The organism is Corynebacterium sp. HMSC05E07, assembly GCF_001807225.1.
Lineage (GTDB): Bacteria > Actinomycetota > Actinomycetes > Mycobacteriales > Mycobacteriaceae > Corynebacterium > Corynebacterium singulare.
Window position 1 is genome coordinate 89,692 of the sequence record NZ_KV788244.1, and the last position, 26,946, is coordinate 116,637.

A 26,946-nucleotide genomic window follows, 5' to 3' on the forward strand; every position below is an offset into this window, starting at 1 on the left:
ACCGATTCGCGCGTCCGGAAGGTTAGCGGGAGTGGCGCTGTGCGGGACGTCGGAAAGCGCCCAGCGCCCCGAACAACACCAGAAGCGCGCCACTGCCGACGCCACCCCAGCGCACCCACTGCCCCACCGCACTGCGCGGGAAGCGCTCTGCCTGGTGGAGGAGCTCAGTTCGGGATTGCTCGTCGGTAGCACCGTTAAAGGCAAACTGCACCTCGCGCTCGTTTCCTTCGCGATCGGCCCAGTAGTCACGTACGTCGACGTCCATGCCCACGACGAGCCCCGTGGCCTGGTCCACGAAGAGGTCCCGTGTTGCGGCGTGGAAGAGGTAACCCTGCTCGGTGGAGCCATCCTCGTTGGTTAGCGTGGTGGTCGTGTTGCCCGCATAAAGAGTAGCCACGTTGGTGGGCTCGATCTCTTGGCGGTAGCGGTAGACAGTGCGGCCGTCAATGTCGAGGGACTCCTCAAACACTGCGTCCGCTGCTGTGCGCAGTACCGGGTCAAACACTGGATAGGTGGTCTGCTCGGCATCGGCTGGCAGCTTGAGCCAATAGCCTTCGACTGGGACCTCCGCCGTGGGCGAGCCCATGGTGTGGGAAAGTGCCGCCGGACCCGTCGCCTTACCGCTGAGACGATCGACGGGATAGGCCCACACGCGGGCAAAGCTCAAATCCTCCACGTTTCCCGTGCCCCCGCGGATGGCGGACTCCCCCACCCGAAGTGTTGCGGTGTCCTTGTCCGCCGGCTCCTGAATGTCCATGTTGAGCTGATAGGTCATGGGCCCCTCATACTGCGAGACGCCCTCCGCGGACAGCGCCTGCGCAGTGGCGTTCTCATCGTGCATCGTCCACGTAGTGCCCTCGATATCCAGCGGCAGCCGCGGACTAAAACTCAAGAAGCTCGACGCCGCCAGGCCAGCAGCAATCAGCGCAACGCCGAGGCCGAGCAGGAGGACGGAGAAGATGCGGGACTTGGGCAGCATGGTGGCTTATCCTACCGATTCATTTGCTCAACACACACTTCCAGAAACAAGAACTTAAAACTTTTGTAGGATACCTGGATCCAAAGTGATCATGTAAATTCGAATTACCGCAAGTAATGCGGATCACACTACCAGGAGGTTTTACCTTGCATCACACAGAAATAGCACCGCGTCTCAGCACCCAGATAGCACGGGAGATTCTAAATCAGACAGAACCCCCCACACCACGCCCCAATCACAAGCTGGACACCTTTGTTAATGATTACAAAATCAAGGCAGCAAATCACGACGTAAAAAAGGACTTTTAGCTACCCCTGTGGATGCAAGCTCCTCAAGCATGCATCCACAGGAAACCCCCATACCATATACCTATGACGTTCCTTATAGACAAAAATATCGCCATAAGACTTCAAGGCCCAAGCAACGATTTTCAGCGAGCCTTCCGCCACAATCACCCCGAATCGCTTCCACCAAAAAGTGTAGTCTTCATAACCCGTCAAGATGACCGAGAATGTGACTTCCTGTCGCTGATTCTCGCAAGTCAGGACATAGGGGTCGTACGAATTGACAGCGACGGCGAGCTTAATAAAGAGCTATTACCAATTGATAACTTCGGAAGACTGGTTACGGAACATGGTAAAACGACGGTGGCAGTTGCCTGGATCCGCCATTTTTCGCGTGAATCTATAAAAAATATATCCTACGTTAAAGAAGAAACGATCTATATCAAAGATCAAGCAATATCCTACATACAAACGCTTGAAGAAATTGCCTTATTTAGCGTAAACCGCTTTTGCAACGCACGGTCACGGCTTGCACAAATTCAGCTCGCCGATACTATAGGATTTACCACTCCTCAAACGTTCATTGGATATGAAGAGGGGTTTCCCTTTTCAATTGCCAAACCGATTGGCCCCCACTGGGTAGAACCGACTCCGGGAACACTTCTTGGAGCTATGCCTAAACGCTTAAAGCTAGATCAATCAACTCACGATGAGCCGGTACCTCTCCTATTCCAGAGGTATATGAACTCAGAGTACGAGCTCCGCTGCTATGTGATTGACCAAGAAGTTATCGTTTTCCGAGTATCAGGATATGACACTGCAGGCGACCTGTGGTTAGAGAACAACGGCGTAAGCGTATCTCTATATAACCCCACTCAAAGGGTAAAAGATATTCTAATTGAATACTCCCAACTATCCGGTTGTAATTTATGTGCCATCGACCTCCTAATACAGGGAGGTGCCCCAATATTTCTTGAATGTAACGTTATCTTCGATTGGCTATTCTACGAAGAACGAGCTGGCACGAATATCGTCTCCGACGCCATTGCTAGATATTTACAAAGGACTTTAAACGATGCTTAGAATAGCAACAGTGGGCCATTTTCGGTTCAAGGGACCGTATCTCGTTTGGGACAACCCTCTAGAGCAAACTCAGACAATCTTAAACCAGAAGGCAAGGGAAGAACTCTCCCTATTACTCGATAGTCAAGTTATTAGTGGAGTAGCGGTTGCTTCTAGCGAAGATTCATTTCCAGAACTCCAGAACTTAGGGGTACTACAGCATTTTTCTAATGAGCCCCCCAATATCGAATGCACGGTTCTAGATATGTGGCCCGATACTCCTCCGCTCGCGCGCGACTACGCATTTGCCAGCGGGGTCCGTTCCGACGAGACTATCGCTCAACTAGATGAGCATCACCAGCATTTAAGGGAAAAACTCGCGCTCGCCGGCCCACCGCATCATGTATGGGAGAATCCGGCTTTGGCTAAGCGAGAATTGAGCCTTCCGCGCGGCGAGAGAATAAGCTGCACTAGAAGCTTCAAATCTGTTTTGAATTCTCGAAAATCTGCACGATTCACGAATACAGAGTTAAAATCAATTAGCCTTAGGTCACTAGCGTCAATCCTTTACGATTCCGCAAGCTTTTCAAAGCGCCCAACGACAAGCGAACAGAAGTCCGGAAACATCCATTTCCGTTCAGCCCCATCTGCCGGAGGATTGTGCTCAACCGAGATCATTGTCCGCGTTAGTAGATGCGATTCAATCGATAATGGTTACTATCTATACCACCCGAAAAACCATTCCTTACTGTTTCTCAATCATCTGGAGCCCTATAAGGAATGGAAGACCGCGGTTGGGAAACAATCGCATGTCGTGGATGCCCCAGTACATTTTATTACTGCTGGCGATCCCCGAGTCATATCCTGGAAATACGAAAGCCTGAACTCGATTCGAACGCTCTGGCTAGAAATTGGGCACCTTAGCCAAGTTATTCAAATGGTTGCTACAGCCACTGACCACCTTTCTCGGGGCATTTCTCTCTTTCGGGAAGACATCATCGCTGATAACGCGGGACTAGATTGGCGATCTTTCCTCTGGGGCATGCTAATTGCAATTGGGCCTAGAGACGACTGAGATCGCTTTTTGGAGGAACATTGAATACCAATAAAGTCGATCGCACCAACCTAAGTGATTTTAGACTATTCCTGTGGTCAGACCTTGTGGCTCAGATAGCTGGGGTAGGAGCCGGGCTTGCTATTCCGGTGGTCACTCTACGTTTGAGCGATAGTCTTACCCTTGCCGGCCTGTATGGAACCATCACTGGAATTGCGGCACTAGCGGGCGGCATCATTGGCGGCTCTCTTGCGGATATGTGGCGCCGCAAGCCACTCATCATTGTGACCAACGCGCTGGCTGGGGTACTCAACCTCGCGTTAGCGGGCCTCATCCTCTCCGGAGGCTTCTCCCCCATCCTCTTCGGCATGCTTCTCGGGAGCATGATGCTCTTTTACCGAATTGGTCAAGCTTGCTCCGACCCTTGCCTGCCCCAGCTGGTTGAGGAAGAACAACTCGCCGCCAAACAAGGGCTCATCCAAGCGCGCCTGCAATTTGCGGGACTCATCGGCCCCGCTGTGGGCGGCGCACTTCTAGAAGTCAATCTAGCACTGCCCTTTATGTTTGTAGGCCTGGCAAATTTCCTCACCATTGTCTTCTTCCTCTTTATCAGGGCTAGCCTAGACCCCGCAAAGAAGGCAGGGAACAAGCTCCTACGCACGACGAAGGAAGGCCTAGCCATTGTCGCTCGCTCGCCCCTACTTCGCGGGCTCATTGCCATGCAAACACTGTCGAACTGCGCAATTAACGGCTCACTGTTCATGGCTGTCCTCATACTTGAGGAGGGGAATAACCCTGGATGGGTAACGGGACTGGCCCGCACCTCAATCGGCCTCATCGGGATTGTGGGTGCTTTGTCGACGGGCTGGCTGCAGAAGAAGTTCTCCTTCGCAGCCCTTCAGGTAGGCACGTGTGTCTGGGTTGCTGCGTCAATCGCCTGTGGCGCCCTGCTCAGCTCCAGCCTGTTGATGATCATCCCGCTTGGACTATCCGTTCTTACAGCCCCAGCCGCCGGCGCGGTAACCTATGCCGCACTCCACCGGCTTATGGCTGAAGAAACATTTGGCCGAGTCACCAATATCCAAATGAGCACCGTTGTCTCACTCTCCAGTGTATGGTCGACCCCTCTGGCTGCGCTGTCTCATCGCTGGACCTTGACCACTGGATTATGGGCCAATGCGCTTGCCGGGATCCTCGCTATCGGGCCCGCCCTCATCTTTGCGCGCAGAGCCGATCGCGCCCTTGCACAAGCAGACGCGAAGGAGAAAAAGGACTCCCCTAGCCACTCATGAGCGCAAGTCAACTGTTTCTATGAGTGAGAGTCGCCTTCTTCTTTGTGATCCCACGGGACGATGGCGCTGATATCCGTGGTCTGGCGAGCTTTCCAGAGATCGTATTCCTCTTGAAGTCCGAGCCAGAACTCCGCGGAGTTCCCAAAGTAGGCCGACAAACGCAAAGCCATATCGGCACTGATACCGAGCGCGCCGCGGGTAATTTTGGAGACTTGGGAACGGGTAGTGCCAATGTCATTGGCCAGGCGATACTGGGTAATACCGCAGGGGTTGAGGAATTCTAGGAGAAGGATTTCCCCAGGATGCGGAACGGGAACCACATCAATATGAGTATGCGCTTCAGTGGTAGTCGATAAAGTCAACGTCAACAGCTCCTTCGTGCGTCCATTTGAATATGATGCGCCACTGCGAATTGACGCGAATTGAGTAGTAGCCCTCTAGGTCACCTTTTAGCTTCTCCAACCGATTTGCCGGAGGTATCCGAAGGTCCGTGACGCTTACAGATCTCCCGATCATGAGCAACTTGCGTCGTACTACTGAGCGTAACTCCGATGGGATATATCGCGGCGGAACGCCATCCTGATGAAACCGCTCGAGACTTCTCCGACGAAATTGCACATCCCCATAGTGTCATCTATTGACTCTAGTGTCAATAGATGAAACTAGCAGCATAGAAACCGGAGTTCCTACCAAAACGGGAACAACCCCGCTCCGCGCAGTGCGGAACGGGGTTGTGGGTACGCAGCACGTGTGCCGCGCGGAAAAGCTGAAGTAATTCAGGTGAATTACTTGAGCTCGACGGAAGCGCCAGCCTCTTCGAGCTTAGCCTTAGCAGCCTCAGCGTCGTCCTTGGAAGCGCCCTCGAGGATAGCCTTCGGAGCACCCTCAACCATTTCCTTGGCTTCCTTCAGGCCCAGGCCAGAGACGATCTCGCGGACAGCCTTAATAACGCCGATCTTCTTAGCGCCAGCGTCGGTCAGAACGACGTCGAACTCGGTCTTCTCTTCCTCAGCAGCACCGCCGGCAGCCGGGGCGCCAGCAGCAACAGCAGCAACCGGAGCAGCGGCCTCAACGTCGAAGACCTCCTCGAATTCCTTAACGAACTCGGAGAGCTCGATGAGGGTCATTTCCTTGAAAGCTTCAATGAGCTCGTCCTTGGTGAGCTTAGCCATGATTGGCATCCTTTCTCAGTGTTCCTGGCCGCCCTAGGCAGCCAGATGAATTTGTGTGTGTAATTGTGCGCCGTTAATCGGCGTCTTAAGCTTCCGCAGCCTTCTTGTCCTGCAGGGCCGCAGCAGTGCGGACCATCTTGGTAGCAGGAGCGTTGAATACGGCAGCAGCCTTTGCCATAGAACCCTTCATGGCGCCAGCCAGCTTGGCGAGAGTGGTCTCGCGGTTGTCCAGCTTGGAGATGGCCTCAACCTGGTCGGCAGACAGTGCGTTGCCGTCCATGTAGCCACCCTTGATAACGAGTGCCTTGTTGTCATCAGCGAACTTGGTGATGACCTTCGCAGCATCCACTGCCTCGCCCTTGATGAACGCAATAGCGGTCGGGCCAGTCAGGTGCTCGTCAAGACCCTCGATGCCAGCTTCGTTGGCAGCGATCTTGAAAAGGGTGTTCTTGGCGACGGAGTACTCAACGTCAAAGCCGAGGTTGTTACGCAGCTCCTGGAGCTGCCCCACGGTCAGGCCGCGGTACTCAGTGAGCACGATGGAGTGAGCACCATCGAGCTTCTCCTTAAGCTTTGCCAGGTCTGCAGTGTTCTTCGGGTTTGCCATTTTCTACTTCGCCTCCTTTCGAAACATTTATTGTGTTTTCCGCCGGGACTCTTCCTGCCCCAGCCGCCGGAGATGGCGACCGAAACAACAAAAGCCCCGTGCAAGAGCACAGGGCGCGCGCGGAAATCCGCGGTAATTCGCAAAGTGTCTCCTGCGTGGGCCGCCCTCTAGAATGAGGGACCTTCGATCCTTGTAAAGGATGACCGACGGTCTTCGGTGAACTTTGACGCGGCTCTAAGGCCGCTCAAACTTCGCTACGTACCTTACAACCCGACCTGCCGAAACTCCAAATCGCTCTTCTGAGAAATTTCTATTCGGTGTCTCTTTACGCAGGTTTTATTCGCTGAGCACCCCACGCGGAACGATAACCGGAGAGTCACCTCGCGGGTCATCCCAGATTTCCACGTCGATGCCATACGCGGCCGCCAGCACTTCTTTCGTCAACGCCTGGCGGGAAGTTCCCTGCGCGATGACCTCACCGTTGTTCATGACCACCATGGTGTCAGAGTACTGACCGGCCAACATAAGATCGTGCAACACGACGACGACCGTTTTCCCTGCATTGGCTTGTTTGCGCACAAGCTCTAAAACGCTAATGGCGTGGGCTGGGTCGAGGAAGGTGGTGGGTTCGTCAAGAAGCAGCACTGGCGTGTCCTGCGCCAAAGCAAGCGCTAGCCACACGCGCTGGCGTTGGCCGCCCGACAGTGCCGCGATGTCACGGTCGATGAAGTCCGTAATACCCGTCTCCACGCAAGCCTGCGCGATGATGTCGCGGTCTTTCGCGGACAGTCCCCGCCCGCGGCCCAGGTGCGGGTAGCGGCCGCGCGCGACGAGCTCGCCCACCCGCAGCCCGTCCGGTGCCGTCGGCTGCTGCGGAAGAAGCGCCACGTGGGCAGCTGCTTCTTTCGGGCTCATGGCGTGCACGTCTAGCTCGCCGATGCGCACGCGCCCCTGCCGCGGGCGAAGAATCTTAGACAAGGTCTTCAGCAGCGTGGACTTGCCGCAGCCATTGGGGCCAATGAGCGTGGTGATTTCACCCGGGCGGGCCACTAGGTCAACGCCGGACAGGATGTCTTCCCCGTCCTTATAGCCGGCATGAATACCGGTAGCTGTAATTTCTCTGTCTTTCACAAGCTTTTTATCCTCTCCGTCGTGCGGCGTTCCACACCAAGATGACCAGGGCGCCCCCTCCAATGATGGAGGAGACAGCGCCTACGGGAGCGTCCATCGGCAGCAATCCAGCAATGACAGCGCATACACTCAACAAAGCGGCGCCGGCAGCGCAGGAGACCAGGGGCACCGGCGTGGGTGTTCGGGCAACAATGCGCCCCACGTGCGGGGCCAGAAGCGCGATGAAACCAATGGGGCCGGCCACGGATACAGTCACCGCGCAGATGCCTGTAGCTGCTACCAACAGCAGCGCGCGTGTTCGTGTGATGTTAACCCCGAGGGAAAGGGCCGAGAGATCATCATGCGCAAGGAGCGGTAGCTCCTTGGCACACCACAGGCCGAGGAGCGCGAAAGGAGTCAGCCCCACGAGTAGTGGGACAATGACATCCATCCGCACAAAGCCCGTGGTTCCCGCCAGCCACAGCTGCGATTGCGCCGCGCGAAGGAGCTCGGCGGCGCGCAATAAATATGCCACCAGCGCTTGGAACAGCAGCGAGAGCGCGATTCCGACGATGACGATGCGGTTGCTTGTACCACTTCCTCCAAGTGCCACCAGCAGGAGAGCCGCTAGCACCGCGCCCAGCAGCGCGAGGCCTGCCCGCCACCAGAACGTGGAAAGCCCTTCGGCAAGCACAGGCCGGGAGAGTACCGTTCCGATGACCACCATGACAGACGCGCCACCAGTCACACCCAGGATGTCCGGCGAAGCCAGCGGATTGCGCGACATAGACTGCGTCCACGAGCCCGCCAGCCCGAGCGCGGCGCCCACGATGAGGGTCGCTAGCGCTACGGGCATGCGCAGGTCCCAGACAACCCGAATCTCGCTTCGGCTTCCCCCGCCATTGAGGATCTCCACAACCTGCCCCGGGCTCAAGGCCACAGGCCCCTGTCCCAGCAGGAGGACATAGGAGCTTGCCGCGACTAGGACAAAGAAACAGGTAGCTCCCCATATCCATGTCCGGCGCTGCCGCTCGTGGGAACGCAGATGCTTGACGACGTCCCCTTTCTGCAACCCACTCATAGCGTGCGCTCCCCGCGGTGTACGGCCCAGATGAGGAATGGTGCGCCCACAAAGGCTAAGACGATGGACATTTCCAATTCTGAGGGGCCCGCGATCAGCCGGCCGAGGATATCCGCAGCGAGTACGGAGCAACCACCAAGTAATGCGGCCGGAGCGATCATCGCGGTAACTTCTGGCCCCGTGAACCGGCGCAGCAGATGCGGGATGGCAAATCCGACGAAGGCAATGGGCCCCGTCGCCGCAGTTGCACATCCTGCTAGAACAACGATGCTCAAGGCAGCGCCGCGTCGCGCCAATGCGGGAGAACCACCTAGAGCAACCGAGGATTCCTCCCCCATTGCCAAGAGATCGAGCGGGCGCGCCACACGTGCGGCGATGATAAACCCGATGAGCAACCCAACACCTGCGATGGCGACATCCTCCGGGCCGCGCCCAAACGTGGAGCCGATGGTCCACCGGCGCATGCTATCGAGAACATCCGTGGAGTACAGGCCGAACAACATGGCGCTAGAGCTCAAGGCAGCAGCAACACCTGCGCCGACTAAGACCAGCGTCAAAGGATCCTGAAACCTGCGGGACACACCCAGCACTAATGCCGTGGCCAAGCCAGCGCCGAGGAGGGCGAGCGCTGTCCGCATCCCGGTTGAGGTCGCGATCCCTAGTGTTGTCCCGAGAGCTACAAGGAACGAGGCTCCCGCAGTGATACCGATGAAGCCCGGATCGGCCAAGGGGTTTCTAGTCCAGGACTGAGCGATAACACCCGATACCGCGATGGCGGCACCCGCGAAGTAGGCCACGAACGTGCGGGGGATACGCAAATCCCACACGATATTCTCGATGTCTGCTTCGCCCCCGTGAAGAAGTACAGAGAACAGATCAGGCAACGGGATAGTCCTGGACCCCACTACTAGCGAGCACAGGAAAAGGAGAAGGGTCGCAATAACGAGTGCCGTGGTCAGCCGCGCGCGGCTCCTCCCCCGCGAGTCCAGTGTGGCTGCCTTGTCGCCGTGGTGTGTGCCCGCAGCACCGTGGATAGCGTCAGCCTTCCTCGGTAGTGCGAGCACTTAGAGCTTCTCTTCGAACTTGTTGACGGCCCACGGGATCGTCAGCGGATTTGGCATGCTCATCGCATTGCCGGTGTCCGTGTCCAGGTAGCGAACACGGCCATCCTTGACCACGTCGAGGCCCTGGAACGTGGAGTCCTTCTTGAGTTCATCGGCCGCGCCGTTGTAATCCAAGACGAACAGGTAGTCCACGTTGTTGAGCTGGGAGTAGTTTTCCGGGGCATAGTCCACGAAAAAGCTGGAGCCATCACCCTGCAGTTCCTGCGGAATGTCAAAGCCGAGAGATTCGATGAACTGGCCGCGGCCGTCCTCTGCTGTGTAGAGGCCCAGCTTCCCTTCATAGGGCATGACGATGGCTGCTCGTTTGCCCTGCAGCTCCGGGTGAGAGTTCTTGAACTGCTCTAAGGCGTCCTCCGCTTGGTCAATAAGCTTCTCCCCCTCCTCTTCCTTATCGACGGCAGCGGCGATGGTCTTAACTTGCTCCTCCCAGGGAATCTGCCAGTCTTCGAAACCTTCGGGCTTCACGGTCAGCGGGGCGATATCCTCGAGGGATTTCTTCGCCTCCTGATCCACAGCTTGGTTCACGGCGATGATCTGTGTGGGATCCGAGGCCGTGACCTGTTCAAGAACCTCTGCCGTGAAACCGGAAGCGGTGTTATAAATCACCTCGGGCTGGGCATCACCCACAAGTTCCTTCGCCCAGGGGCCAACGCCGGAGCCATCACCGTCGCCTTGCGAACCCCACGGCGCCACGGCAATCGGAGTGATTCCGAGTGCCAGCACGGTATCGGCATCACCGAGCCCCAGGCTGGCAACGCGCACCTCCTCGGCACTGTCCGCACCCGCGCTGTCCTCGCCACTTCCGCGCGAGCACCCCGCTAAAGCAATCGCTGCCGCTGAGACAATAGCGAGCACGGTTTTCGCGCGCCGGTTGATAGCAACCATGGATTAAGCCTTTCCTTCACAGGGAAGGAGCACGCACATTAACGGGCCCCTAACTTATTTGAGGCTAGCCTAACTTCTTCTCTATAATGGTGACAAATTTCCCTCCCACCTAGGAACGCTTCCCTTGACGCATCACCGCCTATTGCCCGTCACCCTCACCGGGAACACCCGCCTCAAGCCGCGGCTGCACCGTTTAACTTTTCACTCGCCGGCTTTTGGTGACTACCTCTTAGCCGGGCCTGACGAGTATTTTGGGCTCCTCATGCCCCAAGACAAGCAGGAATTTTCACCCTTCCCGGTCGACGATGCCAATGTTCGCGCCGCCGTCACCCGATTGCCCGACGACATTCGCCCAGCATTGCGCTGGTACACAATTCGCAAGCTCAACCAGAAAGCGTGCACCATCGATGTCGACGTGGTGACTCACGGCGATAATGGCCCGGGCTCACGCTGGATCCTCAACGCCCAACCCGGGGATAGCGCTGGAATATATACCGGGCAAGCACGATGGCAGGCGCCTAAGAAGTCACAGCTGTTGCTTGCGGACGCCTCCGCCCTACCGGCCCTGCGGCATATCTTGGAGCACTACGAAGCCTGTTCACCGGAAACCTTGGACAGCGTCGACGTCGTTGCCATGATCGCCGACGATGCCGAAGTTGAAGACGGCTTTGAAGAAGCGTGGCGCGACAAAGTTCGCTCGCTCACCATGGTCCTGGCTCCACACGGCGAACACTGCACACGCGCCAGACAACTTCTCGGCTCCCGCTTCACCGCGGATACTGCACCGGATTCGGTATGGGTGTCCGGTGAAGGGGATCTCGCCAAAGCTGTGCGCTCACTAGCCGTGCACTACTGGGGCGTTCCGCGCGAAGACGTCATCTGGTCCGTCTACTGGATTCAAGGAAAGCCGCGGCCTTAACCCCCTCTGCACGCGCCATAACACGAGGACGGCCCTCCTCCAGCCCGCCACATATCCGTATGCCGAGCCTGCATGAGGGCTGAGACGGCATGAGGGCCGAGTCCACCGCAGAACAAAAGACCGCGTGCACTAATTGGCAGTGGACTAAAAGCAGCACAATGCGTTTCCAGATGGTTCCCATCAGAAGGTTTCATTCGAAAGGCTCACCTGACCCCAAACGAACCGTCATCGCTACTCCAGATGGTTTGTTTGCCCCCAAGAAAACCATCTGACTAAAACCTTTTAACTAGAACCATCGTGCACCACGGTTCTGTCCCCAGAACCGCTACCCCGCTACCCTTACCCCCTCAGCACCGCTGCCCCACCATCCGGTCCAACGAACTTGGCTCAGTTCAGGCTTCAGCCCCACCCAGGGCCGAGACTGAGACAGCACAACGCGGGCCCCGGAAAACCGGGACCCGCGTTGCAAGGGGTCTTGGTTATCAGGCGGTTTCTCACGCCGCCCGCCCTGCAAGACTCAGGGTGTTCTCTCTATCTCTCATGCGCCTCTCTCAAACGCACAGGATTATTATGCGGCACGTTCCTTGTAATGCCATACCACCAACCTGCCAATTGCCTGTTAGTGAAAAAAGTGCCTTTACCCTGTGCAAATCCAGCACTAGAAACGGGAAAGACCCCCGCTCGCAAGCGAGCGGAGGCCTTGACGCCGTTAACACTGATAGCACAACCGCGTGCGCATGGTGGTGGGCTCGTTCCTCCCGGAGAACCTGGGCATTCACTGGCGCCTATGCGAGGAATGGTTTTGGGACACCTTGGTGGATGCCGATGCCGCCTCCAACCCCTTTAATTGGCAGTGGGTTGCCGGCTGCGGCAAGGAATCGCGCAAAGCTGCCCTCGATGCCTATGCATAGGTCAAAGAACAAGCCGGCAACAAAAGCCGCAGGCAGAGGTCTACCATGGTATTAATGATGAGCCCACGGATTCATTCTCAAGCCCAACCACCTATTGGCCATACCCCGCTGATGCGCGTGGATGCCATTAATCCCCGTACCGATGTGCACCTCTACCTCAAGCTAGAGCAATTCAACCTGGGCGGATCCGCCAAGGACCGCACCGCACGCGCACTCATCCAAGCCGCGCTTGGCGCCGGCGACATAGGCCCCGGATCCACCCTGGTGGAGTCTTCCTCGGGCAACCTTGGCATGGCGCTGGCCCGCCAGGCCCCACTTGCGGGTATGAAATTCCACTGCGTGGTCGATCCTCGCGTCAATTCCTCCACCGTGGCCACGATGCGGGCCTACGGCGCCCACGTAGAATTACTGGATCACCCGGACCCGGAAACCGGCGATTGGCTCACCGCTCGCCGCACCCGCGTGGCCGAGCTTCTAGAAGAGATCCCCGATTCTTTCAATCTCAACCAGTACTCCAACGAGGCCGCCTTTTACGCCCACGCCGAAGGCACGATGACGGAAATCATGTACCAGCTCGGACAGGCGCCCACCCACTTGCTCGTCGCTATGAGCACCACCGGCACTCTCGGCGGCTGCGTCCGCAAGCTCACTGAGCTTGGTGCTGATACGGAGACCATCGGTGTCGATGCCGAAGGCTCCGTGCTGTTTGGGGGCCAGCGCGGCACCCGCATGCTGCCGGGCTATGGCGCTGGCATTGTCACCGATCTATCCACCAAATTCTCGCCGTCCTCAGTCGAGCGTGTGCCCGATCTGGATGCCATTGTGGCAGCCCGTCGCCTCGCCCAGGCCGAAGGCCTTCTGCCTGGGGCCTCCGGCGGCGCGGTCATCGCAGCATTCCAGCGTCTCGCGCCTACCCTTCCGGCCGGTGCGGAGGTCGTGGCTGTACTCCACGACGGTGGCCAGCCTTACCTCGATACCATCTACAACGATTCCTGGGTCTGCGAACATTTCGATATCTCTCCTCCCGAGCTCGCCGCGCGCGTCGAAGAGGATTCAGAGTGAGCTCGCAGGAACCTTCCCGCCGCATCGCCATCATCGGCGGCGGCCCACGCGGGCTGTGGGCCGTAGAAGAGCTCATCGGGCGCGCCGGCATCCCCGTGGATATCACCGTCTTTGATCCCTACCCCGCCGGCGCCGGCGCGGTGTATCGCCCGCAGCAGCCGCCGCAGTGGCGCCTTAACGTCAATTGCGCCATCGTCACCACCGCACACGATAGCTTCAACGCTTGGCGTACCCGCCGCGGGGAATCCACCACCGATGCCTTCCCGCCGCGCGCGCAGGTGGGGCAATTCTTGGCCGATACGTGGGCTGCTGCCCTGCACCGCGCCCCGCAGCACGTGCGCATTCGACACCTACCCCAGTGTGTGAGGTCGGTGTCTGCCGCTGACGGCGGGTTCATCGTCGATGGCTCGCCCTTCGACGAAGTCCTCGTCTGCACCGGCCACGATCACCTCCACCCCGGTGCCTTAGTCCACGAGCCTTCCCGCGTTCCGGTCACCGGACTCTACTTCGGCGCCGATTTGCCCAGTGCCCCGCGACGGATTGGGGTGCGCGGTGCTGCCTTGAGCTTCATCGATGTTTGCCTGCTGTACGGCGATACCTCCGAGGTCATCTTCCCAGTAAGCCGCAGCGGGCGTTTTATGGAGGTCAAACCCGCGCCGGGCACGCCGCAGCCCGAGATCCCGGCCCATGTAAGGCGCGCCTGTGCCGGCGTGCACAATGCCGATGAATTGCGCGACATCCTCCTGGCAGCCGCCGGATCGATGGGTGAGTTTTCCACCGGGGACCTCGCTGCAGTGCTCGACGGCCACGATTTTTCCGGTGATGCCGTCGCAGAACTGGACGCCTCCCTCCGAGTCGCTGAGGGCACAGGGCCCCTTACCCCGGCGGCGGCTGTGGGTGCGGCGTTTCGGGGGCTCTTTCAAGAATGCGTGGACTGGCACAAGGCTCATGGCCCCATGCCCGGCTTCCGTGAGCTCTCGCGCACTCTCGAGCGCGTGGCGTTTGGCCCACCCCCAGTCACCGCGCGGCGCCTGCTCGAGCTCATCCGCACAGGCGTGGTAGATACCCGCTACCTCGCCGCCCCGGACCAAATTGACCTTTGGCGCACACAAGGTGACATTGACCTGCTTATCGATGCCACCGTAGCTCCCCAAGCCACCCCCTCCCCTTTCCACGATGTCCCCGGCGTCGTGGAAATCGGCCGCATGAATGAGCTTGAGCTTCCCGGCCATGACTCGTTGAACCGTTCCGTGCACGATGGCATCCCCCGCTGGGCAGAGAAAGTAGGAAATCCATGACCCACTACACCACCCCGCTACCCGTTCATGGCACCGTTGCGCTGCGCGCCCGGTGGGAAGAATGGATGTCAAAATTGGTGGGTGACCCACAGCAAGTTTCCCGCCTCACCTCCGAATATGGTTCGCCCGTTAATGTGCTCAACCCTGCACCGTTACACCGCAACGCCCAAGAGCTCCTCGATGCCGGCGCCTCTCATGGCGTGGACACCCAGGTATTTTTCGCTCGTAAAGCCAATAAAGCCTTGTGCTTCGTCGACGCCGCCCGCGAGGCTGGCCTGGGCGTGGACGTCGCCAGTGAAAATGAGCTGCGCCAAGTGCTTAACCGTGGTGTTGCACCCGATCGGATTATCCTCAGCGCAGCTATTAAGACCGACGCGCTGCTTCGCCTAGCTATCGACCGCGGAGTCACCATTTCCTGCGATTCGCGCGCGGAGGCTATGCGCATCGCTGCCCTTGCCAGGGCCCTCCACCACACCGCACACGTAGCACCGCGCCTTGCTCCCAACCCGGATAACCTCCCGCCGACGCGCTTCGGTGAACTCCTCCACGCATGGCAAAGCCATGCCTGGCCCGAAACCATCCACGCTGACGGCGTCCACGTACACCTGCATGGCTATAGCGAATCGGACCGCCGCACCGCGCTCGCGGAGGCCATCGCCCTCATCGAGCACCTCCGCGCGGCCGGCCAGCCTGCTTCCTTCATCGATATCGGCGGCGGTGTTCCCATGAGCTACCTCGAATCCCGCGAGCAGTGGGAGTATTACCAGGAGCGCATCGCAGCCCAGCGCGCCGGCACCGGTGAGCCGTTCACCTGGAAGTCCGACCCGCTCTCAAATACCTACCCCTTCTGGCAGACACCCACCCGCGGCCAGTGGTTAGACCAACTCCTTTCTGGTGAGGTGGCCGGGTTTGGCCCTGCCGGCCGCGCCTTGGGCGAGCGAAAAATTTCTCTTCACTTGGAGCCGGGACGCAGCCTGCTCGATGGCTGCGGCATCATTCTCGCTGAGGTCAGCTTCCTCAAAGAGCGCTCCGACGGCCTGCCCCTCATCGGCGCCGCCATGAACCGCACCCAGTGCCGTACCGCGGCGGATGATATCTTGCTCGACCCGCTCCTCGTACCCACTGCCGGAGACCTCGGTGCGGTGGGCCGGGAACCGCGCACCGGGTTCGTGGTGGGGGCCTATTGCATCGAAGATGAAGTCATCTTGCGCCGCGAGCTCGATTTCCCCAAGGGCATTGCGGTGGGCGATACCCTCGCTATCCCTAACACCGCCGGTTACTTCATGCATATTTTGGAATCTGCCTCTCACCAGATTCCGTTAGCACGCAATGTCTACCTGGACGCAGACGGCCGGGGCTGGGCGCCGGACGATATCGACGCCTAGAGATCGCAGCCGCTATCTCCACGGGACTGGCTGGGCAAAGGAAAAGGGCTCCGAGGGTAAACCTCGAAGCCCTTTGTCAATTAGCGCGATGCGCCAGACCGATTTACTCGGTGTAGTTCTTCTCCACGGAAGCGTCGACCGGGATGCCCGGACCGGAAGTGGTGGAGATGGTGATCTTCTTGGCGTAGATGCCCTTGGCGGAGGCCGGCTTCAGACGAATGATCTCGTCGTACAGCGCGCCGTAGTTCTCAGCCAGCTTCTCAGCGTCGAAGGAAGCCTTACCGATGATGGCCTGCAGGTTGGAAGCCTTGTCCACGCGGAAGGAGATCTTACCGCCCTTGACGTCAGCAACAGCCTTGGTCACGTCAGCGGTGACGGTGCCGGTCTTCGGGTTCGGCATGAGACCACGCGGGCCCAGGACGCGGGCAACGCGACCAACCTTGGCCATCTGATCCGGGGTAGCGATAGCAACGTCGAAATCGATGTTGCCCTCGTTGATGGCGGTGATCAGCTCGTCGGTGCCCACGATGTCGGCGCCGGCGGCCTTAGCTTCCTCAGCCTTGTCGCCCTCAGCGAAGACGGCCACGCGGACGTCCTTACCGGTGCCGTTCGGCAGGGAAACGGTACCGCGAACCAGCTGATCAGCCTTACGCGGGTCAACGCCGAGGCGGAAGACAACGTCCACGGTGGCGTCGAAGTTCTTGGAGGAGGTCTCCTTGGCCAGCTTGGCGGCCTCGATTGGGCGGTAGAGGCGGGAGCGGTCTACCAGCTCAGCAGCAGCCTTGTATGCCTTGGACTTGGTGCTCATATGATGCAATTCCTTTTCTTGGATTGGTGTGGTCGAAGCGGGCCGTAGCTGGCCCTACCACGCGCGATACGGGGAGTATCGCGCATTAAAGATTCGATTATTACTTAGCCGGGATACCGTCAACGGTGATGCCCATGGAGCGAGCGGTACCAGCGATGATGCGGGCGCCGTTCTCGATGTCACGAGCGTTGAGGTCCTCAAACTTGGTCTGTGCAATCTCCTTGCACTGATCCCAGGTTACGGAGCCAACCTTGTCGGTGTGCGGAACGCCGGAGCCCTTCTTGATGCCAGCGGCCTTGAGCAGGAGCTTCGCTGCCGGCGGGGTCTTCAGCTTGAAGTCGAAGGACCGGTCCTCGTACACGGTGATTTCCACCGGGACAACGTTGCCGCGCTGGTTCTCAGTTGCAGCGTTGTAAGCCTTGCAGAACTCCATGATGTTGACGCCGTGGGCACCGAGTGCCGGACCAACCGGCGGAGCCGGGTTAGCAGCGCCTGCCTCGATCTGGAGCTTGATCAGGCCGGTAACCTTCTTCTTGGGAGCCATCGAATTACCTCTTTCCTGTGGTACCGAGGTGCCGCCACGATGAATAACAGCACCCCGTCCGGATGCTCACGCGCTGTGGGCCACCGGAGGATGAACGTTTATACATGCGCAAAAGCGCACGGCGTTCAAGTTTAGAACACCGTGCGCCCAGCACAAAATCGCTTTTAGGAGATGCGCTCGATCTCCGTCGGGGACAACTCCACCGGGGTCTCGCGGCCAAAGATGGACACCAAGCCCTGCATCTTGCCGGTTTCCGGGTCGATTTCTGAAATAGTGGCGGACACCGACGCCAGCGGGCCAGACAGGATGGTGACTGCCTCGCCCACCTCGAAGTCGTGGGCGTACGCCTTGGCGGCCTCCTTCTCCGGCATAGCGACGACCTGCTCGCCTTCGGAATCAGCAGCCGAGCTCTCGGGATCCACGGTGGCATCGTTCGGCATGAGGAACTTGGCCACATCGCGGATCTTCACCGGAGTAGCGTTGCCTTCGTTGCCCACGAAGGAGGTAACACCCGGGGTATCGCGGACGACGGACCACGCGGCGTCGTTAAGCTCCATGCGCACAAGCACGTAACCCGGCAGCAGCTTACGCTTCACGACCTTCTTCTTGCCGTCCTTCTTTTCAATCACCTGCTCGACTGGCACGACGACGTCGAAGATGGAGTCCTCAACTTCAAGGGTCTGGGCACGCATGTCCAGGTTGGTCTTCACCTTGTTCTCGTAACCGGAGTAGCACTGAATGATGTACCACTGACCCGGCTGCTTCTTCAGCTCGCGGGTAAAGGCACGCAGGCGGGTCTTGTACTCAGCATCTGCTGCGGCGGTATCCGCAGATGCGCTTTCCGACGTCTCCTCGCCCTCACCGCTGCCTCCCAGCGCGGCCTCCGCTGCCTTCGTCGCAGCCTCCTTCTCGGCGGCTTCCTTCTCCTCAGGGGACAGCTCATCCTGCTGTTCCTGCGGCTCCTCAGCAGCAGCGTCAGTACCCTCAGAGGCGCCAGCGGCCTCGGAGGTAGCTACAGCATCAGCGGTTTCCTCAGCATTAACCTCGGCTGCTTCCACAGCCTCGGAGGCTTGGTCTTGGACGTTGTCGATCATGGCCTGCTCAAGGGAAGTGCCGGTGGTTTCGTCGCTCATTGTCTGCTCCATCTTCGTGTTAATCCGTCTAGTCACCACCAGGGTACTCGGCGTGGCTAGGGCAAAAAGTATCCCGCCGTTCCCCAGGTGGGATTCGGCGGGATGAAAGTATGTAGGTGATTCTACTAAGGCGCGAGGACTGCTTCAACTCCGAGGCCGGTAAGCGTGTCCACGCCCCACACCAACGCGGTGAGAATAATGAGGAAGGCGAAGGTCACGAGAACGTACTGGACCATTTCCTTACCGGTAGGCCAGACAACCTTCTTGATTTCAGAAGCGACCTCGCCCGGGAAGGACGCCACAGAGCCGCCAGCAGATTCTTCCTTCTTATCCTCGACACGCACGACGCGCTTGTCGTTGTAGGACTCAGTAGAGGTGGTTGCTGCGCCAGAGAGCTGACGCTTGCCGGTTGGGCGCGCGGACCCGGTGCTCGGCTGCTTTTCATCGCTCACGGCGAGAACCTCCTTGGAAATGATGTGGCAGGGGCGACAGGACTCGAACCTGCAACCTACGGTTTTGGAGACCGTTGCGCTACCAATTGCGCCACGCCCCTTTGCGTGTCCCCTTTGGGACAACGCACAACCCTACCAGAACGGTGATCCTTCATGGAAACCACCTGCCGTGTAAGGCTGGGAGTCGGTAGTAAAAAAGCGCCCACGGGGCGGGCGCTTTTCTTTCCCGGTAGCGATGGCGAGAATTGAACTCGCGACACAGCGATTATGAGTCGCTTGCTCTACCACTGAGCTACACCGCCATATTCACTTTCCAGACATGTCTGGAAACATGAATGGAGCCCCCTGACAGAATCGAACTGTCGACCTTTTCCTTACCATGGAAACGCTCTGCCGACTGAGCTAAGGGGGCACAGCCTCTTTGAGTCACGGATTATCTCCGCTGTGCTCTCGTTGAAGCCTTGAAAAGATTAACCCGAAACGCTCAAACAACACAAATCGCCAGCGCACCCGATGTTTTTAAGCCCTTACAGCCTGTAAGCGTTGCGTCATCACGACCACTAGACCCCGCCCCGCACACACTAAGCCCATCTCCCCAAGGTCGAGGCCAGATTGAGGCTGAGAATTCGCCCCAAGTCCGCAACGCAAAAATCCCGCAGACGCTTTCTAACGTCTGCGGGACTCATTCTGTGCCAGGTAGAAGATTCGAACTTCTGAAGGCAATGCCGGCGGATTTACAGTCCGCTCCCTTTGGCCGCTCGGGCAACCTGGCATGCACTCTTGAGTGCGGTTATGTACTTTACTACGAAGCCCCGCCCTCGATGCAAATCAGCTGGCAGGAAGCCTATTTAACCCACGCGCTGCACGGTGTAATCCGCGAGCTGACGCAGCGCTTCACTCGCCGTGCATTCCGGTAACAGCGACAGCTGGTCCTCCACCACGCGCAGGTAGGCGTTGACATCAGCCATGGCCTTATCCCGACCGGTCGACTTCCAGAGAAGTTCGATCGCACGCTCAACGGCGGCATCCTCAGTCAGTGGGCCTGTCAGCAGGCCACGCAGCTCGTCCCCCACGTCACCTTCTTCCTCCAAGGCATAGAGAACCGGAAGGGTGAACACGCCCTCACGCAGGTCGGTTCCCGGGGTCTTTCCGGATTCTTCGGGGTCGGAGAAGATGTCAATGATGTCATCGACAATCTGGAAAATCATGCCCACGGCAGCGCCGATCTGACGCAGCGCCTCGCACTGCTCTGGGCCAGCACCCGCGTGGTAGGCACCCAGGTAACCGGCGGACGCGATGAGCACCGCGGTCTTTTCCCGAATGACCGCCGTGTAGTGTTCCACTGCGTTCGCCTCACCAGCGCCAATGGTTTCGCGCATTTGGCCAGTAACGAGCTCCTCGAAGGTCTCCGCAAAATGCTCAACGGTATGCGTATCGAGCTGGCTCATCAGACGCGAGGAGTGCGCCAACAGCGCATCGCCGGCCAAGATAGCCACCGAGTTGGTCCACCGAAAATTAGCAGATTCCACACCGCGACGGCGGTCTGCTTCATCCATGACATCGTCGTGGTAGAGCGTGGCTACATGAACCATCTCCACAGCTGTGGCTGCCTTAACCACGTCGGGTGATTCCGGGCGCTCACCAAACTCAGAGGCCAGCAATGCCATCATCGGGCGGAAACGCTTACCACCGGCTAAGGAGAGGTGACGCACCTTCTCCCTCAGGAAATCCTGCCCGCGATCGAGCTCTACGCTCAGCAGATCCTCAACAGCAGCCATCCCGGCGTTGATACGCTCGGTGAGCTGCGCATCCCCCAAGTCCACGTGCTTGGCGTGAGTTTGGCCGTGTGACATTAAACGCGTTCCTTTTAACTCAAAAATCCTAGTGTTTACTTACCGTAGCCCATAGCACGGCCCTCAACACACTCAAGGCCAGTATCCCGTGCAATGATAGTCCCCATGTCGGAGCAGATCGATTCCACCCTTGTAGACGTTGCCGTTGTTGGCGCGGGCCCCGCTGGCGCTGCCGCCGCAATCCATGCCGCGCGTGCAGGTTTTGACACCCTGCTAATCGATTCTTCTCCTTTCCCCCGTGACAAGACCTGCGGCGATGGCCTCACCCCGCGTGCTGTGCACCAGCTGGATCTTCTGGGTGTTGAAGTCAACGCCACCTACCGCAATCGGGGGCTCAAGCTACACGGATTTGGCGGGACAGTAACCGCACCTTGGCCGGCAACCTATCCTTCACGGGAAGGCACAGCGCTGCCTCGCTATGAGTTTGATGCACTGCTTGTCGCCGTTGCCCGGGACGCCGGCGCACGCCTCCTCACAGGCACAGCGACAACCCCGGTACTGGAAGGAAACCGTCTCGTTTCCTTTGACGTCGACAAGCAGCGCGTCACCGCACAGTGGGTCATCGTGGCCGACGGCGTGCGCTCCACGTTTGGCAAGCAGCTGGGACGCACGTGGCACCGCGACGAGGTGTATGGCATTGCTGCCCGCGCCTATGCAGCCTCCCCACACGATGGCGAGGAGTGGATGCATTCCCATGTCGAGCTCAAGGATCCTGACGGCGTTGTGCAGCCAGGATACGGGTGGATCTTCCCCTTGGGCCAGCACGTCAATATCGGTCTCGGGGCGCTGTCAACGGCCACGCGTCCCGCCCATCTCAACACGAAGAAGGCCCTTCACTTCTATGCCGAGCAGCAGCGAAGCGAGTGGGGATTGGGCGAGCTTCGCAACGTCACGTCCGCGATGCTGCCCATGGGAGGAGCCGTGTCCGGCGTCGCCGGCGCCAATTGGATGCTTATCGGTGATGCCGCTGCCTGCGTCAACCCACTCAACGGTGAAGGCATTGACTATGGGCTCGAAACAGCCGCCATGGCCGTGGAGATGCTGGGGACGAAGGACGTCACATTAGCCTGGCCGGATCGACTCCGTGCGGAATACGGCGAGGCTTTCCTCCTAGCGCGCACAGCCGCACGCCTGCTCACCTACCCGCAATTCCTTCCACTCGCCGGACCTGTAGCGATGCGCGGTCCTGTCGGCCGCATGCTCATGCCCGCTGCCGCACGACTCATGGGCAATCTCATCACCGACGAAGACCGGGACCTCGTCGCCCGCGCCTGGCGCCTGGCCGGGGGTGCAGTGTCGGCGCTGCGCCGCGACACTCCCCTCTGGGATGCTTAAGCAGGTTTGACGGCGGAGTGCAAAGCCACGATGCCGAAGGTCAAGTTGCGCCAACCTGCCTGCGTCCAGCCGTTGCGATTAATCGCCGCTGCAAGCTCGTGCTGCTCTGGCCACGCACGAATGGACTCCGCCAGGTAAATGTAGGCCTCCGGGTTGGAGGAGACGACCTGTGCAATCGGCGGCAGCAGGCGAGTCAAGTATTCCTTGTACACGGTGCCGAATACCGGGATGACTGGCTTGGAAAACTCCGCCACGGCGAGGCGCCCACCGGGCTTGGTCACGCGTGCCATCTCACGCAGACCTAGCTCGAAGTCGTGGATATTGCGCAGGCCATAGGAGATGGTCACCGCATCAAAGGTGTTATCCGCAAAAGGCAGACGCATGCCGTCGCCAGCAACCTTGGGCACATCACGGCCTTCACCTGCTGCAAGCATGCCGCGAGAGAAATCACAGGCCACGCACCACGCACCGGACTTGGCCAGTTCGACGGTAGACACCGCTGTTCCGGCGGCAAGGTCCAGGACCTTCTCCCCCGGCTTCAGGTCAAGCCTCTCGCGGGTCAGGCGGCGCCACCGCGCGTCTTGGCCAAAAGACAGCACCGTGTTGGTGATGTCATACTTCTTGCCCACCGCGTCAAACATGCGCGCAACATCGAAGGGCTTTTTCTCCAGATCTGCCTTAGACACAAAAGCCAAGTCTAGGCTACGCGCGCGCCCAAAGCGCGAGCGGCCCAGCGCGGTAGCTCAGGCCGCTGGCCAAAGATGGTCAGCGGCACCTCGCGAACATCCTCCAAGACTTCCTCGTAGTAGCCCACCAGCTGCTCACACAGCGCCGGCCAGGTCTTGGAAGAAATGGACTCGCGGGCATTCTCCCGCAGTTCCTGGTGGATCTCTGGGTTGAGTAGAGCATCGACGGCAGTGGGGAGGTCGTCGACGAACGTTGGAACGTCGAGAAGCAGCCCGTTGTAGCCTTCCTCAATAAGATCCACCGGTCCGCCCGCGCGGGGCCCAATGGTGGGTACGCCCGAGGCCTGCGCCTCCTGGATAGCCTGGCAGAACGTCTCAAATTCTCCCGCATGCACAAACACATCGAGGGAGGCATACGCCGCAGCCAACTCCTCACCGCTCAAGGCTCCAGTGAATACCGCAGTGGGAAGCTGGGCCTCGAGCAGCGGACGCTCCGGACCGTCACCCACAATGACGAGCTGGATATCATCACGCCCGTTCAGCGCGGATAGACGGTGCACGCCTTTCTCGGCGGCGAGGCGGCCAACGAAGCCCACGATTTTCCTGCGGCCAGTCGGATCCCACTCGCGGCGCAGCGCAGCCGAGCGCTTCGAAGGGTGGAAGCGCTCCGAATCGACACCACGGCCCCAGTGGCGCACGTTCTTGATGTGGTGCTTTTCCAAGTCAGCGATGGTGAGCGAGGAGGGGGCAAGCGTCATCTGGCAGGCGTTGTGAATGGTGCGCAGCCACTCCCACACGCCATAGGCCAACGCGGAGGCGTGATACTTGGTGGCAAATCCCGCTACATCAGTCTGGTAGAGCGCCACGGCCGGAATCCGTTGCTGGCGGGCAGAGAACGCTCCCGCCGCGCCGAGGACGAATGGGCTGGCCAAGTGGATAATGTCCGGCTTGAATTCACGAAGGGCCTCATCCACAGCAGTGGTGGGCACCCCAACAGGTAGAGAATCCACCAGTGGCACTCGGACGGTAGGGACACGAACAATGCTAAACCCCAGGTAATCAGGGATCTCCTCCTGGCCATCACGGGCGCCAGGAGCAATAACGATGGCCTCATGACCGTGCTCGTGGAGGTGCTCGAGCACGCGCAGCACGGAGTTCGTTACTCCATTGACGTTAGGCAGGAAGGATTCTGCGACGATGGCTACACGCATGCGCCCCATCATTCCTTGTCTTTGTTTTCCTCTGGTAACGCCCGTGCAAAGTTTCGGTTAATTTTTCCGCTTCCCCACCAGCATGCACCCGCGATGAGAGTCGCCACAACCGCTGAGGACAGGGCCGGAATAACCGATAGCGTCCACTCACGCCCTTCGACTTTCACGAGGTCAGGGTTATTTTTAGCGTAGAGCACCCACACCTGTTGACCCTCGCCCAGCCCGGTGGGATAAAGCAGACCGGTCGTCGGGGTGTGGTAGATGCCCTCACTATCTTGGAAGTCGACGAAGGTGCGCAAGCGGCCCACATCCGTCACCGTGGCCAGCGCTCGCCCGGGATTCGCGGTAATGGTGCGGTCATTGAGAAAAGGCCCAAGAACCATGCCGGCCATCCCCACCAGGGCGGCAGCATAGAGCATCAGGATGAGCTGGCGCACCCGCCGTCGCGTCACGTTACTGACCCACCTTGGCCGCCAGTGCCTCCTGCAGCGCACGCCGCGAGGAGCGCGTGGTGTGGGCCTCAACCACGGTGATACCGGTGGAGTATTCCTTGAGCTCCGCGAGGACGTCGAGAAGCTCCTGCGCCGTGCTCACCTCGCGGTGCTCAGCGCCGCAGGCTTCCGCCAGCTTAGCGACGCCCACCCCATGCGGCGTCCCAAACGCCTTCTCGAAGGAGGGGCGCAGCGCCTCACTGCCTTGCTCAAGCAGCTCGAAAATACCGCCGCCGTTGTCATTGGCCACGACGATGGTGAGGTTCTCCGGGCGAGGATTGTCTTCGGGGAGGATGAGGGAGGTGGCGTCGTGGAGGAAGGTGACATCACCCATGAGCGCCACGGTGCGCGGTGCGCGGGGCGCATCTGCCTCACGAGATTGCGTGGCCACGGCGATGCCGATGGCCTGCGCAACGGTGCCATCAATACCGGCAGCACCACGCGGCGAATAGGTCTCCACACCATCAAAAGGAAGGCCGATAAGCGAGGCATCCCGAACGGGGTTCGACGCCCCCAACACCAGAATGTCTCCGACGGACAAGGTATCCCCCACCGCAGCCGCAACGTGCAGGCCGGTGAAGCCAATCTCAGTCTCTGAAGCGTCCTCACCAGTGGTTTCCGCAAGCACCTCACGGACCGCGTCTGCTGCCATCTGGGCCGCGCCTTCACAAATCCTCATCCACTCACGCGTAGGCTCGCCGCTGGTCTTCACTGTGGTGCCTAGCTGTGCGGACTCACCGCGCGGGTTGGTGAAATCCTCCGTGCGGGACAGGCAAATGAGGTCAATATCGGGATCACTGAGCAATGCCACAACCCCGCGATGCAAGGTGGGATGCCCCACGACGATGACCTGCTCCACCTTGGTGTTGACCACGTAGTCATTGGCGGAAACCTGCGCACGGCGGAAAAGGTGCGCCGCGGCGGGATGCACTGGGTGGTAAGGCGCGGGGGCGGTGGGTTCAGCAATCGTCGGCACGTCTTCGAGGCCCTCAACCTCCCAGGCCTCGTCGCCCGCGACGACGAGCGTATTGCGGCTCAGATCCACAGCCACCTCGCCATGGTTGGACCAGCGCGGGGTACGCGCGCGGTGCTGCGTGACATCGTTCGGCTTACCCGGAAGCTCCTCGCCTACCAGAGGCACGTCAAGCGCGACGTTGATGTGCACCTGCCGGTCAGCGAGGAAACGCTCTGCGATGAGTGGAACATCAGCAGCACTTTCCACCTGGGTGGTCTGTGCGTACACACCGAAGATGCCCTGCTGTTCAATGGTCTGGGACGCTCCCGTGCCCACCATACGAGCAGGACGGTCCGCGCTGATGACGGCAAGCGGCGTGTGCGAGTAATGTGCTTCCACCATCGCCGGTAGAGCGTTGGCCACCGCGGTGCCCGAGGTCATGACTATGCCGACGTGGCGGCGCTGCACGCGCGCCAACCCCAGAGCAGCGAAGGCAGCGGAACGCTCATCCAGACGGGTGTGCACACGCACATCAGACCGTGCGAGGAGCGCCAGCGACAACGGCGCGTTGCGCGAGCCTGGGCACAGGACCACGTCCGTGAGGTGCCGCGACAGCTGCGCAGCCAGTGCCTGGGCAAGTTCCATCGATTCAGGGTTAGACACTATCCGCCCCGCTGTTTGTCTCAAGCCCACCAAAGAGCTCATTGAGCAGATCTTCCAAGTCATCGCCGCCCTGATCCAGCTGGTCCTGCAGCTCCGGCGGAAGGTCGGTGGGCAAATCCGTCGGGAGCTCCGGCGGCATCTCGTCGCGCGGTGCATCCTCCGTGGTGGTCACCGTTGTGGGAACCTCCGTAGTCACGGTCTGCGTGTGGGTTACCGGCTCTGGGGCAGGCTTATTGGCCTCCTCGGCTGCACCGCGCCACAGGAAGAAAAGCACACCGGCAGTGACGACGGCAATGGCTGCGATGGCTGCGAAGACATAGGCCAATGCTCCGCTGCCGCCCTTCTTCGGTTCCTCGACGGTGTAGCTGGAAGGAACCGGATCGTACTGCGCCTGCTGGTAGGGCTGCTCGTATTCCGATGAGTTCTGTGAACCAGGCTCTGGGAAGTACTGCTGGGGACGCTGCGGTGGTTGCTGGCGGGGCTGCTGATGGTTGCTGCCCGCCTGAGGTGCACCAAATTGGCGCGTTTCGTTGTCACCGGTGACGCGGCCAAACTGGCGCGTCTCGTTCTCACCATTGTTGTTGGTCATG

27 protein-coding genes, 4 tRNA genes and 1 pseudogene are annotated in these 26,946 nt (G+C 59.5%); 9 read left to right on the forward strand and 23 right to left on the reverse strand.

All coding sequences use genetic code 11. The annotated features are described in order from the left end of the window. Positions 1-22 precede the first annotated feature (22 nt). The gene (locus tag HMPREF3149_RS08665; RefSeq protein ID WP_070537475.1) at positions 23-979 is read right to left on the reverse strand and encodes a cell envelope lipid trafficking protein PgfA; all 957 of its coding nucleotides are present in this window, start codon (positions 977-979) and stop codon (positions 23-25) included. Positions 980-1,350: 371 nt separating this feature from the next. Between HMPREF3149_RS08665 and HMPREF3149_RS08670 the strand changes: the two genes are divergently transcribed. The 3 genes from HMPREF3149_RS08670 to HMPREF3149_RS08680 all read left to right on the forward strand — a co-directional run bounded on the left by HMPREF3149_RS08670 (position 1,351) and on the right by HMPREF3149_RS08680 (position 4,671). After that, entirely contained in the window at positions 1,351-2,346 is a 996-nt protein-coding gene (locus tag HMPREF3149_RS08670; protein ID WP_070537476.1) for an ATP-grasp domain-containing protein, read from the forward strand. 244 nt (positions 2,347-2,590) lie between these two features. Then, positions 2,591-3,400 (forward strand): SagB/ThcOx family dehydrogenase, encoded by an 810-nt coding sequence (locus HMPREF3149_RS08675; RefSeq protein ID WP_239180495.1) that lies wholly within the window; start codon positions 2,591-2,593, stop codon positions 3,398-3,400. 86 nt (positions 3,401-3,486) lie between these two features. Continuing rightward, positions 3,487-4,671, forward strand: a complete 1,185-nt coding sequence (locus HMPREF3149_RS08680; protein ID WP_256366436.1) for an MFS transporter — start codon at positions 3,487-3,489, stop codon at positions 4,669-4,671. Between the two features lie 17 nt (positions 4,672-4,688). On the opposite strand, the gene HMPREF3149_RS08685 is transcribed toward HMPREF3149_RS08680, so the two are convergent. The 8 genes from HMPREF3149_RS08685 to HMPREF3149_RS08715 form a co-directional block, all read right to left on the reverse strand. Then, positions 4,689-5,033, reverse strand: a complete 345-nt coding sequence (locus tag HMPREF3149_RS08685; RefSeq protein WP_371440967.1) for a HigA family addiction module antitoxin — start codon at positions 5,031-5,033, stop codon at positions 4,689-4,691. Beyond that, positions 5,011-5,289: a type II toxin-antitoxin system RelE/ParE family toxin gene (locus tag HMPREF3149_RS13090; protein WP_042529249.1), complete on the reverse strand. Its 279-nt coding sequence runs from the start codon at positions 5,287-5,289 to the stop codon at positions 5,011-5,013. The genes HMPREF3149_RS08685 and HMPREF3149_RS13090 overlap by 23 nt, the downstream gene beginning before the upstream one ends. 167 nt (positions 5,290-5,456) lie before the next feature. Next, positions 5,457-5,843 (reverse strand): 50S ribosomal protein L7/L12, encoded by a 387-nt coding sequence (rplL, locus tag HMPREF3149_RS08690; protein WP_039673587.1) that lies wholly within the window; start codon positions 5,841-5,843, stop codon positions 5,457-5,459. A gap of 85 nt (positions 5,844-5,928) precedes the next feature. Further along, the gene (rplJ, locus tag HMPREF3149_RS08695) at positions 5,929-6,450 is read right to left on the reverse strand and encodes a 50S ribosomal protein L10 (protein ID WP_042529246.1); all 522 of its coding nucleotides are present in this window, start codon (positions 6,448-6,450) and stop codon (positions 5,929-5,931) included. 336 nt (positions 6,451-6,786) lie between these two features. Continuing rightward, positions 6,787-7,581, reverse strand: a complete 795-nt coding sequence (locus tag HMPREF3149_RS08700) for an ABC transporter ATP-binding protein (protein WP_070537480.1) — start codon at positions 7,579-7,581, stop codon at positions 6,787-6,789. A 7-nt stretch (positions 7,582-7,588) separates the two neighbouring features. After that, complete coding sequence (locus HMPREF3149_RS08705) at positions 7,589-8,641, reverse strand: FecCD family ABC transporter permease (protein WP_070537481.1); 1,053 nt, start codon at positions 8,639-8,641, stop codon at positions 7,589-7,591. Then, positions 8,638-9,582, reverse strand: coding sequence for a FecCD family ABC transporter permease (locus HMPREF3149_RS08710; protein WP_070537526.1), 945 nt, complete (start codon positions 9,580-9,582; stop codon positions 8,638-8,640). Before HMPREF3149_RS08710 ends, HMPREF3149_RS08705 begins: the two co-directional genes overlap by 4 nt. Before the next feature lie 123 nt (positions 9,583-9,705). Further along, positions 9,706-10,650 carry an ABC transporter substrate-binding protein gene (locus tag HMPREF3149_RS08715; RefSeq protein WP_070537482.1) on the reverse strand — a complete coding sequence of 315 codons (945 nt, stop codon included), beginning with the start codon at positions 10,648-10,650 and terminating at the stop codon, positions 9,706-9,708. Between the two features lie 124 nt (positions 10,651-10,774). Between HMPREF3149_RS08715 and HMPREF3149_RS08720 the strand changes: the two genes are divergently transcribed. From HMPREF3149_RS08720 to HMPREF3149_RS08740, 5 genes and pseudogenes are all read left to right on the forward strand, one after another. Then, positions 10,775-11,569 carry a siderophore-interacting protein gene (locus HMPREF3149_RS08720; protein ID WP_070537483.1) on the forward strand — a complete coding sequence of 265 codons (795 nt, stop codon included), beginning with the start codon at positions 10,775-10,777 and terminating at the stop codon, positions 11,567-11,569. A 722-nt stretch (positions 11,570-12,291) separates the two neighbouring features. Further along, positions 12,292-12,450, forward strand: a pseudogene (locus HMPREF3149_RS08725) (FAD-binding domain-containing protein); the annotation flags it as partial. Between the two features lie 84 nt (positions 12,451-12,534). Then, positions 12,535-13,542 carry a pyridoxal-phosphate dependent enzyme gene (locus HMPREF3149_RS08730; RefSeq protein WP_371440968.1) on the forward strand — a complete coding sequence of 336 codons (1,008 nt, stop codon included), beginning with the start codon at positions 12,535-12,537 and terminating at the stop codon, positions 13,540-13,542. After that, the gene (locus tag HMPREF3149_RS08735) at positions 13,539-14,840 is read left to right on the forward strand and encodes an FAD/NAD(P)-binding protein (protein ID WP_070537486.1); all 1,302 of its coding nucleotides are present in this window, start codon (positions 13,539-13,541) and stop codon (positions 14,838-14,840) included. Before HMPREF3149_RS08730 ends, HMPREF3149_RS08735 begins: the two co-directional genes overlap by 4 nt. After that, positions 14,837-16,225, forward strand: coding sequence for a type III PLP-dependent enzyme domain-containing protein (locus HMPREF3149_RS08740; RefSeq protein WP_070537487.1), 1,389 nt, complete (start codon positions 14,837-14,839; stop codon positions 16,223-16,225). Before HMPREF3149_RS08735 ends, HMPREF3149_RS08740 begins: the two co-directional genes overlap by 4 nt. Before the next feature lie 103 nt (positions 16,226-16,328). Here HMPREF3149_RS08740 and rplA read toward each other — a convergent pair whose 3' ends face one another. The 9 genes from rplA to HMPREF3149_RS08785 all read right to left on the reverse strand — a co-directional run bounded on the left by rplA (position 16,329) and on the right by HMPREF3149_RS08785 (position 21,015). After that, the gene (gene rplA, locus HMPREF3149_RS08745; protein WP_070537488.1) at positions 16,329-17,033 is read right to left on the reverse strand and encodes a 50S ribosomal protein L1; all 705 of its coding nucleotides are present in this window, start codon (positions 17,031-17,033) and stop codon (positions 16,329-16,331) included. 100 nt (positions 17,034-17,133) lie between these two features. Continuing rightward, positions 17,134-17,577: a 50S ribosomal protein L11 gene (gene rplK, locus HMPREF3149_RS08750; protein ID WP_070537489.1), complete on the reverse strand. Its 444-nt coding sequence runs from the start codon at positions 17,575-17,577 to the stop codon at positions 17,134-17,136. A 164-nt stretch (positions 17,578-17,741) separates the two neighbouring features. After that, complete coding sequence (gene nusG, locus HMPREF3149_RS08755) at positions 17,742-18,710, reverse strand: transcription termination/antitermination protein NusG (protein WP_070537490.1); 969 nt, start codon at positions 18,708-18,710, stop codon at positions 17,742-17,744. 125 nt (positions 18,711-18,835) lie between these two features. Next, complete coding sequence (secE, locus tag HMPREF3149_RS08760) at positions 18,836-19,162, reverse strand: preprotein translocase subunit SecE (RefSeq protein WP_070537491.1); 327 nt, start codon at positions 19,160-19,162, stop codon at positions 18,836-18,838. 25 nt (positions 19,163-19,187) lie between these two features. Beyond that, positions 19,188-19,263, reverse strand: a tRNA-Trp gene (locus tag HMPREF3149_RS08765). A gap of 129 nt (positions 19,264-19,392) precedes the next feature. Next, positions 19,393-19,464, reverse strand: a tRNA-Met gene (locus HMPREF3149_RS08770). A 34-nt stretch (positions 19,465-19,498) separates the two neighbouring features. Then, positions 19,499-19,574: transfer RNA gene (locus HMPREF3149_RS08775), tRNA-Thr, on the reverse strand. A gap of 278 nt (positions 19,575-19,852) precedes the next feature. Next, positions 19,853-19,934 (reverse strand) — tRNA-Tyr (locus HMPREF3149_RS08780). Positions 19,935-20,010: 76 nt separating this feature from the next. Beyond that, complete coding sequence (locus HMPREF3149_RS08785; protein ID WP_070537492.1) at positions 20,011-21,015, reverse strand: polyprenyl synthetase family protein; 1,005 nt, start codon at positions 21,013-21,015, stop codon at positions 20,011-20,013. A gap of 93 nt (positions 21,016-21,108) precedes the next feature. On the opposite strand from HMPREF3149_RS08785, the gene HMPREF3149_RS08790 reads away from it, so the two are divergent. Then, the gene (locus HMPREF3149_RS08790; RefSeq protein ID WP_070537493.1) at positions 21,109-22,350 is read left to right on the forward strand and encodes a geranylgeranyl reductase family protein; all 1,242 of its coding nucleotides are present in this window, start codon (positions 21,109-21,111) and stop codon (positions 22,348-22,350) included. On the opposite strand, the gene HMPREF3149_RS08795 is transcribed toward HMPREF3149_RS08790, so the two are convergent. Genes HMPREF3149_RS08795 through HMPREF3149_RS08815 form a run of 5 tightly spaced genes read right to left on the reverse strand, consistent with a single transcriptional unit; the run spans position 22,347 to position 26,945 of the window. Continuing rightward, entirely contained in the window at positions 22,347-23,036 is a 690-nt protein-coding gene (locus tag HMPREF3149_RS08795; protein ID WP_042533029.1) for a demethylmenaquinone methyltransferase, read from the reverse strand. The two genes, HMPREF3149_RS08790 and HMPREF3149_RS08795, sit on opposite strands and share 4 nt — an antisense overlap. A gap of 11 nt (positions 23,037-23,047) precedes the next feature. After that, positions 23,048-24,247, reverse strand: coding sequence for a glycosyltransferase family 4 protein (locus HMPREF3149_RS08800; RefSeq protein WP_070537527.1), 1,200 nt, complete (start codon positions 24,245-24,247; stop codon positions 23,048-23,050). 8 nt (positions 24,248-24,255) lie between these two features. Continuing rightward, positions 24,256-24,666 carry a DUF3592 domain-containing protein gene (locus HMPREF3149_RS08805; protein WP_246819975.1) on the reverse strand — a complete coding sequence of 137 codons (411 nt, stop codon included), beginning with the start codon at positions 24,664-24,666 and terminating at the stop codon, positions 24,256-24,258. Between the two features lie 34 nt (positions 24,667-24,700). After that, positions 24,701-26,338: a 2-succinyl-5-enolpyruvyl-6-hydroxy-3-cyclohexene-1-carboxylic-acid synthase gene (menD, locus tag HMPREF3149_RS08810; protein ID WP_246819976.1), complete on the reverse strand. Its 1,638-nt coding sequence runs from the start codon at positions 26,336-26,338 to the stop codon at positions 24,701-24,703. A 10-nt stretch (positions 26,339-26,348) separates the two neighbouring features. Next, the gene (locus tag HMPREF3149_RS08815; protein WP_042529209.1) at positions 26,349-26,945 is read right to left on the reverse strand and encodes a hypothetical protein; all 597 of its coding nucleotides are present in this window, start codon (positions 26,943-26,945) and stop codon (positions 26,349-26,351) included. Position 26,946 lies beyond the last annotated feature (1 nt).

Excerpts from the sequence above, each read along its gene's own strand:
- HMPREF3149_RS08675 (WP_239180495.1), top strand. The coding sequence starts at position 2,591 with ATGTGGCCCGATACTCCTCCGCTCGCGCGCGACTACGCATTTGCCAGC.
- HMPREF3149_RS08785 (WP_070537492.1), bottom strand. The coding sequence starts at position 21,015 with ATGTCACACGGCCAAACTCACGCCAAGCACGTGGACTTGGGGGATGCG.
- HMPREF3149_RS08670 (WP_070537476.1), top strand. The coding sequence starts at position 1,351 with ATGACGTTCCTTATAGACAAAAATATCGCCATAAGACTTCAAGGCCCA.
- rplL (WP_039673587.1), bottom strand. The coding sequence starts at position 5,843 with ATGGCTAAGCTCACCAAGGACGAGCTCATTGAAGCTTTCAAGGAAATG.
- HMPREF3149_RS08815 (WP_042529209.1), bottom strand. The coding sequence starts at position 26,945 with ATGACCAACAACAATGGTGAGAACGAGACGCGCCAGTTTGGCCGCGTC.
- HMPREF3149_RS08800 (WP_070537527.1), bottom strand. The coding sequence starts at position 24,247 with ATGCGTGTAGCCATCGTCGCAGAATCCTTCCTGCCTAACGTCAATGGA.
- HMPREF3149_RS08665 (WP_070537475.1), bottom strand. The coding sequence starts at position 979 with ATGCTGCCCAAGTCCCGCATCTTCTCCGTCCTCCTGCTCGGCCTCGGC.
- HMPREF3149_RS08790 (WP_070537493.1), top strand. The coding sequence starts at position 21,109 with ATGATAGTCCCCATGTCGGAGCAGATCGATTCCACCCTTGTAGACGTT.
- HMPREF3149_RS08805 (WP_246819975.1), bottom strand. The coding sequence starts at position 24,666 with ATGCTCTATGCTGCCGCCCTGGTGGGGATGGCCGGCATGGTTCTTGGG.
- HMPREF3149_RS08740 (WP_070537487.1), top strand. The coding sequence starts at position 14,837 with ATGACCCACTACACCACCCCGCTACCCGTTCATGGCACCGTTGCGCTG.
- rplA (WP_070537488.1), bottom strand. The coding sequence starts at position 17,033 with ATGAGCACCAAGTCCAAGGCATACAAGGCTGCTGCTGAGCTGGTAGAC.
- rplJ (WP_042529246.1), bottom strand. The coding sequence starts at position 6,450 with ATGGCAAACCCGAAGAACACTGCAGACCTGGCAAAGCTTAAGGAGAAG.
- HMPREF3149_RS08715 (WP_070537482.1), bottom strand. The coding sequence starts at position 10,650 with ATGGTTGCTATCAACCGGCGCGCGAAAACCGTGCTCGCTATTGTCTCA.
- HMPREF3149_RS08705 (WP_070537481.1), bottom strand. The coding sequence starts at position 8,641 with ATGAGTGGGTTGCAGAAAGGGGACGTCGTCAAGCATCTGCGTTCCCAC.
- menD (WP_246819976.1), bottom strand. The coding sequence starts at position 26,338 with ATGGAACTTGCCCAGGCACTGGCTGCGCAGCTGTCGCGGCACCTCACG.
- rplK (WP_070537489.1), bottom strand. The coding sequence starts at position 17,577 with ATGGCTCCCAAGAAGAAGGTTACCGGCCTGATCAAGCTCCAGATCGAG.
- nusG (WP_070537490.1), bottom strand. The coding sequence starts at position 18,710 with ATGAGCGACGAAACCACCGGCACTTCCCTTGAGCAGGCCATGATCGAC.
- HMPREF3149_RS08730 (WP_371440968.1), top strand. The coding sequence starts at position 12,535 with ATGATGAGCCCACGGATTCATTCTCAAGCCCAACCACCTATTGGCCAT.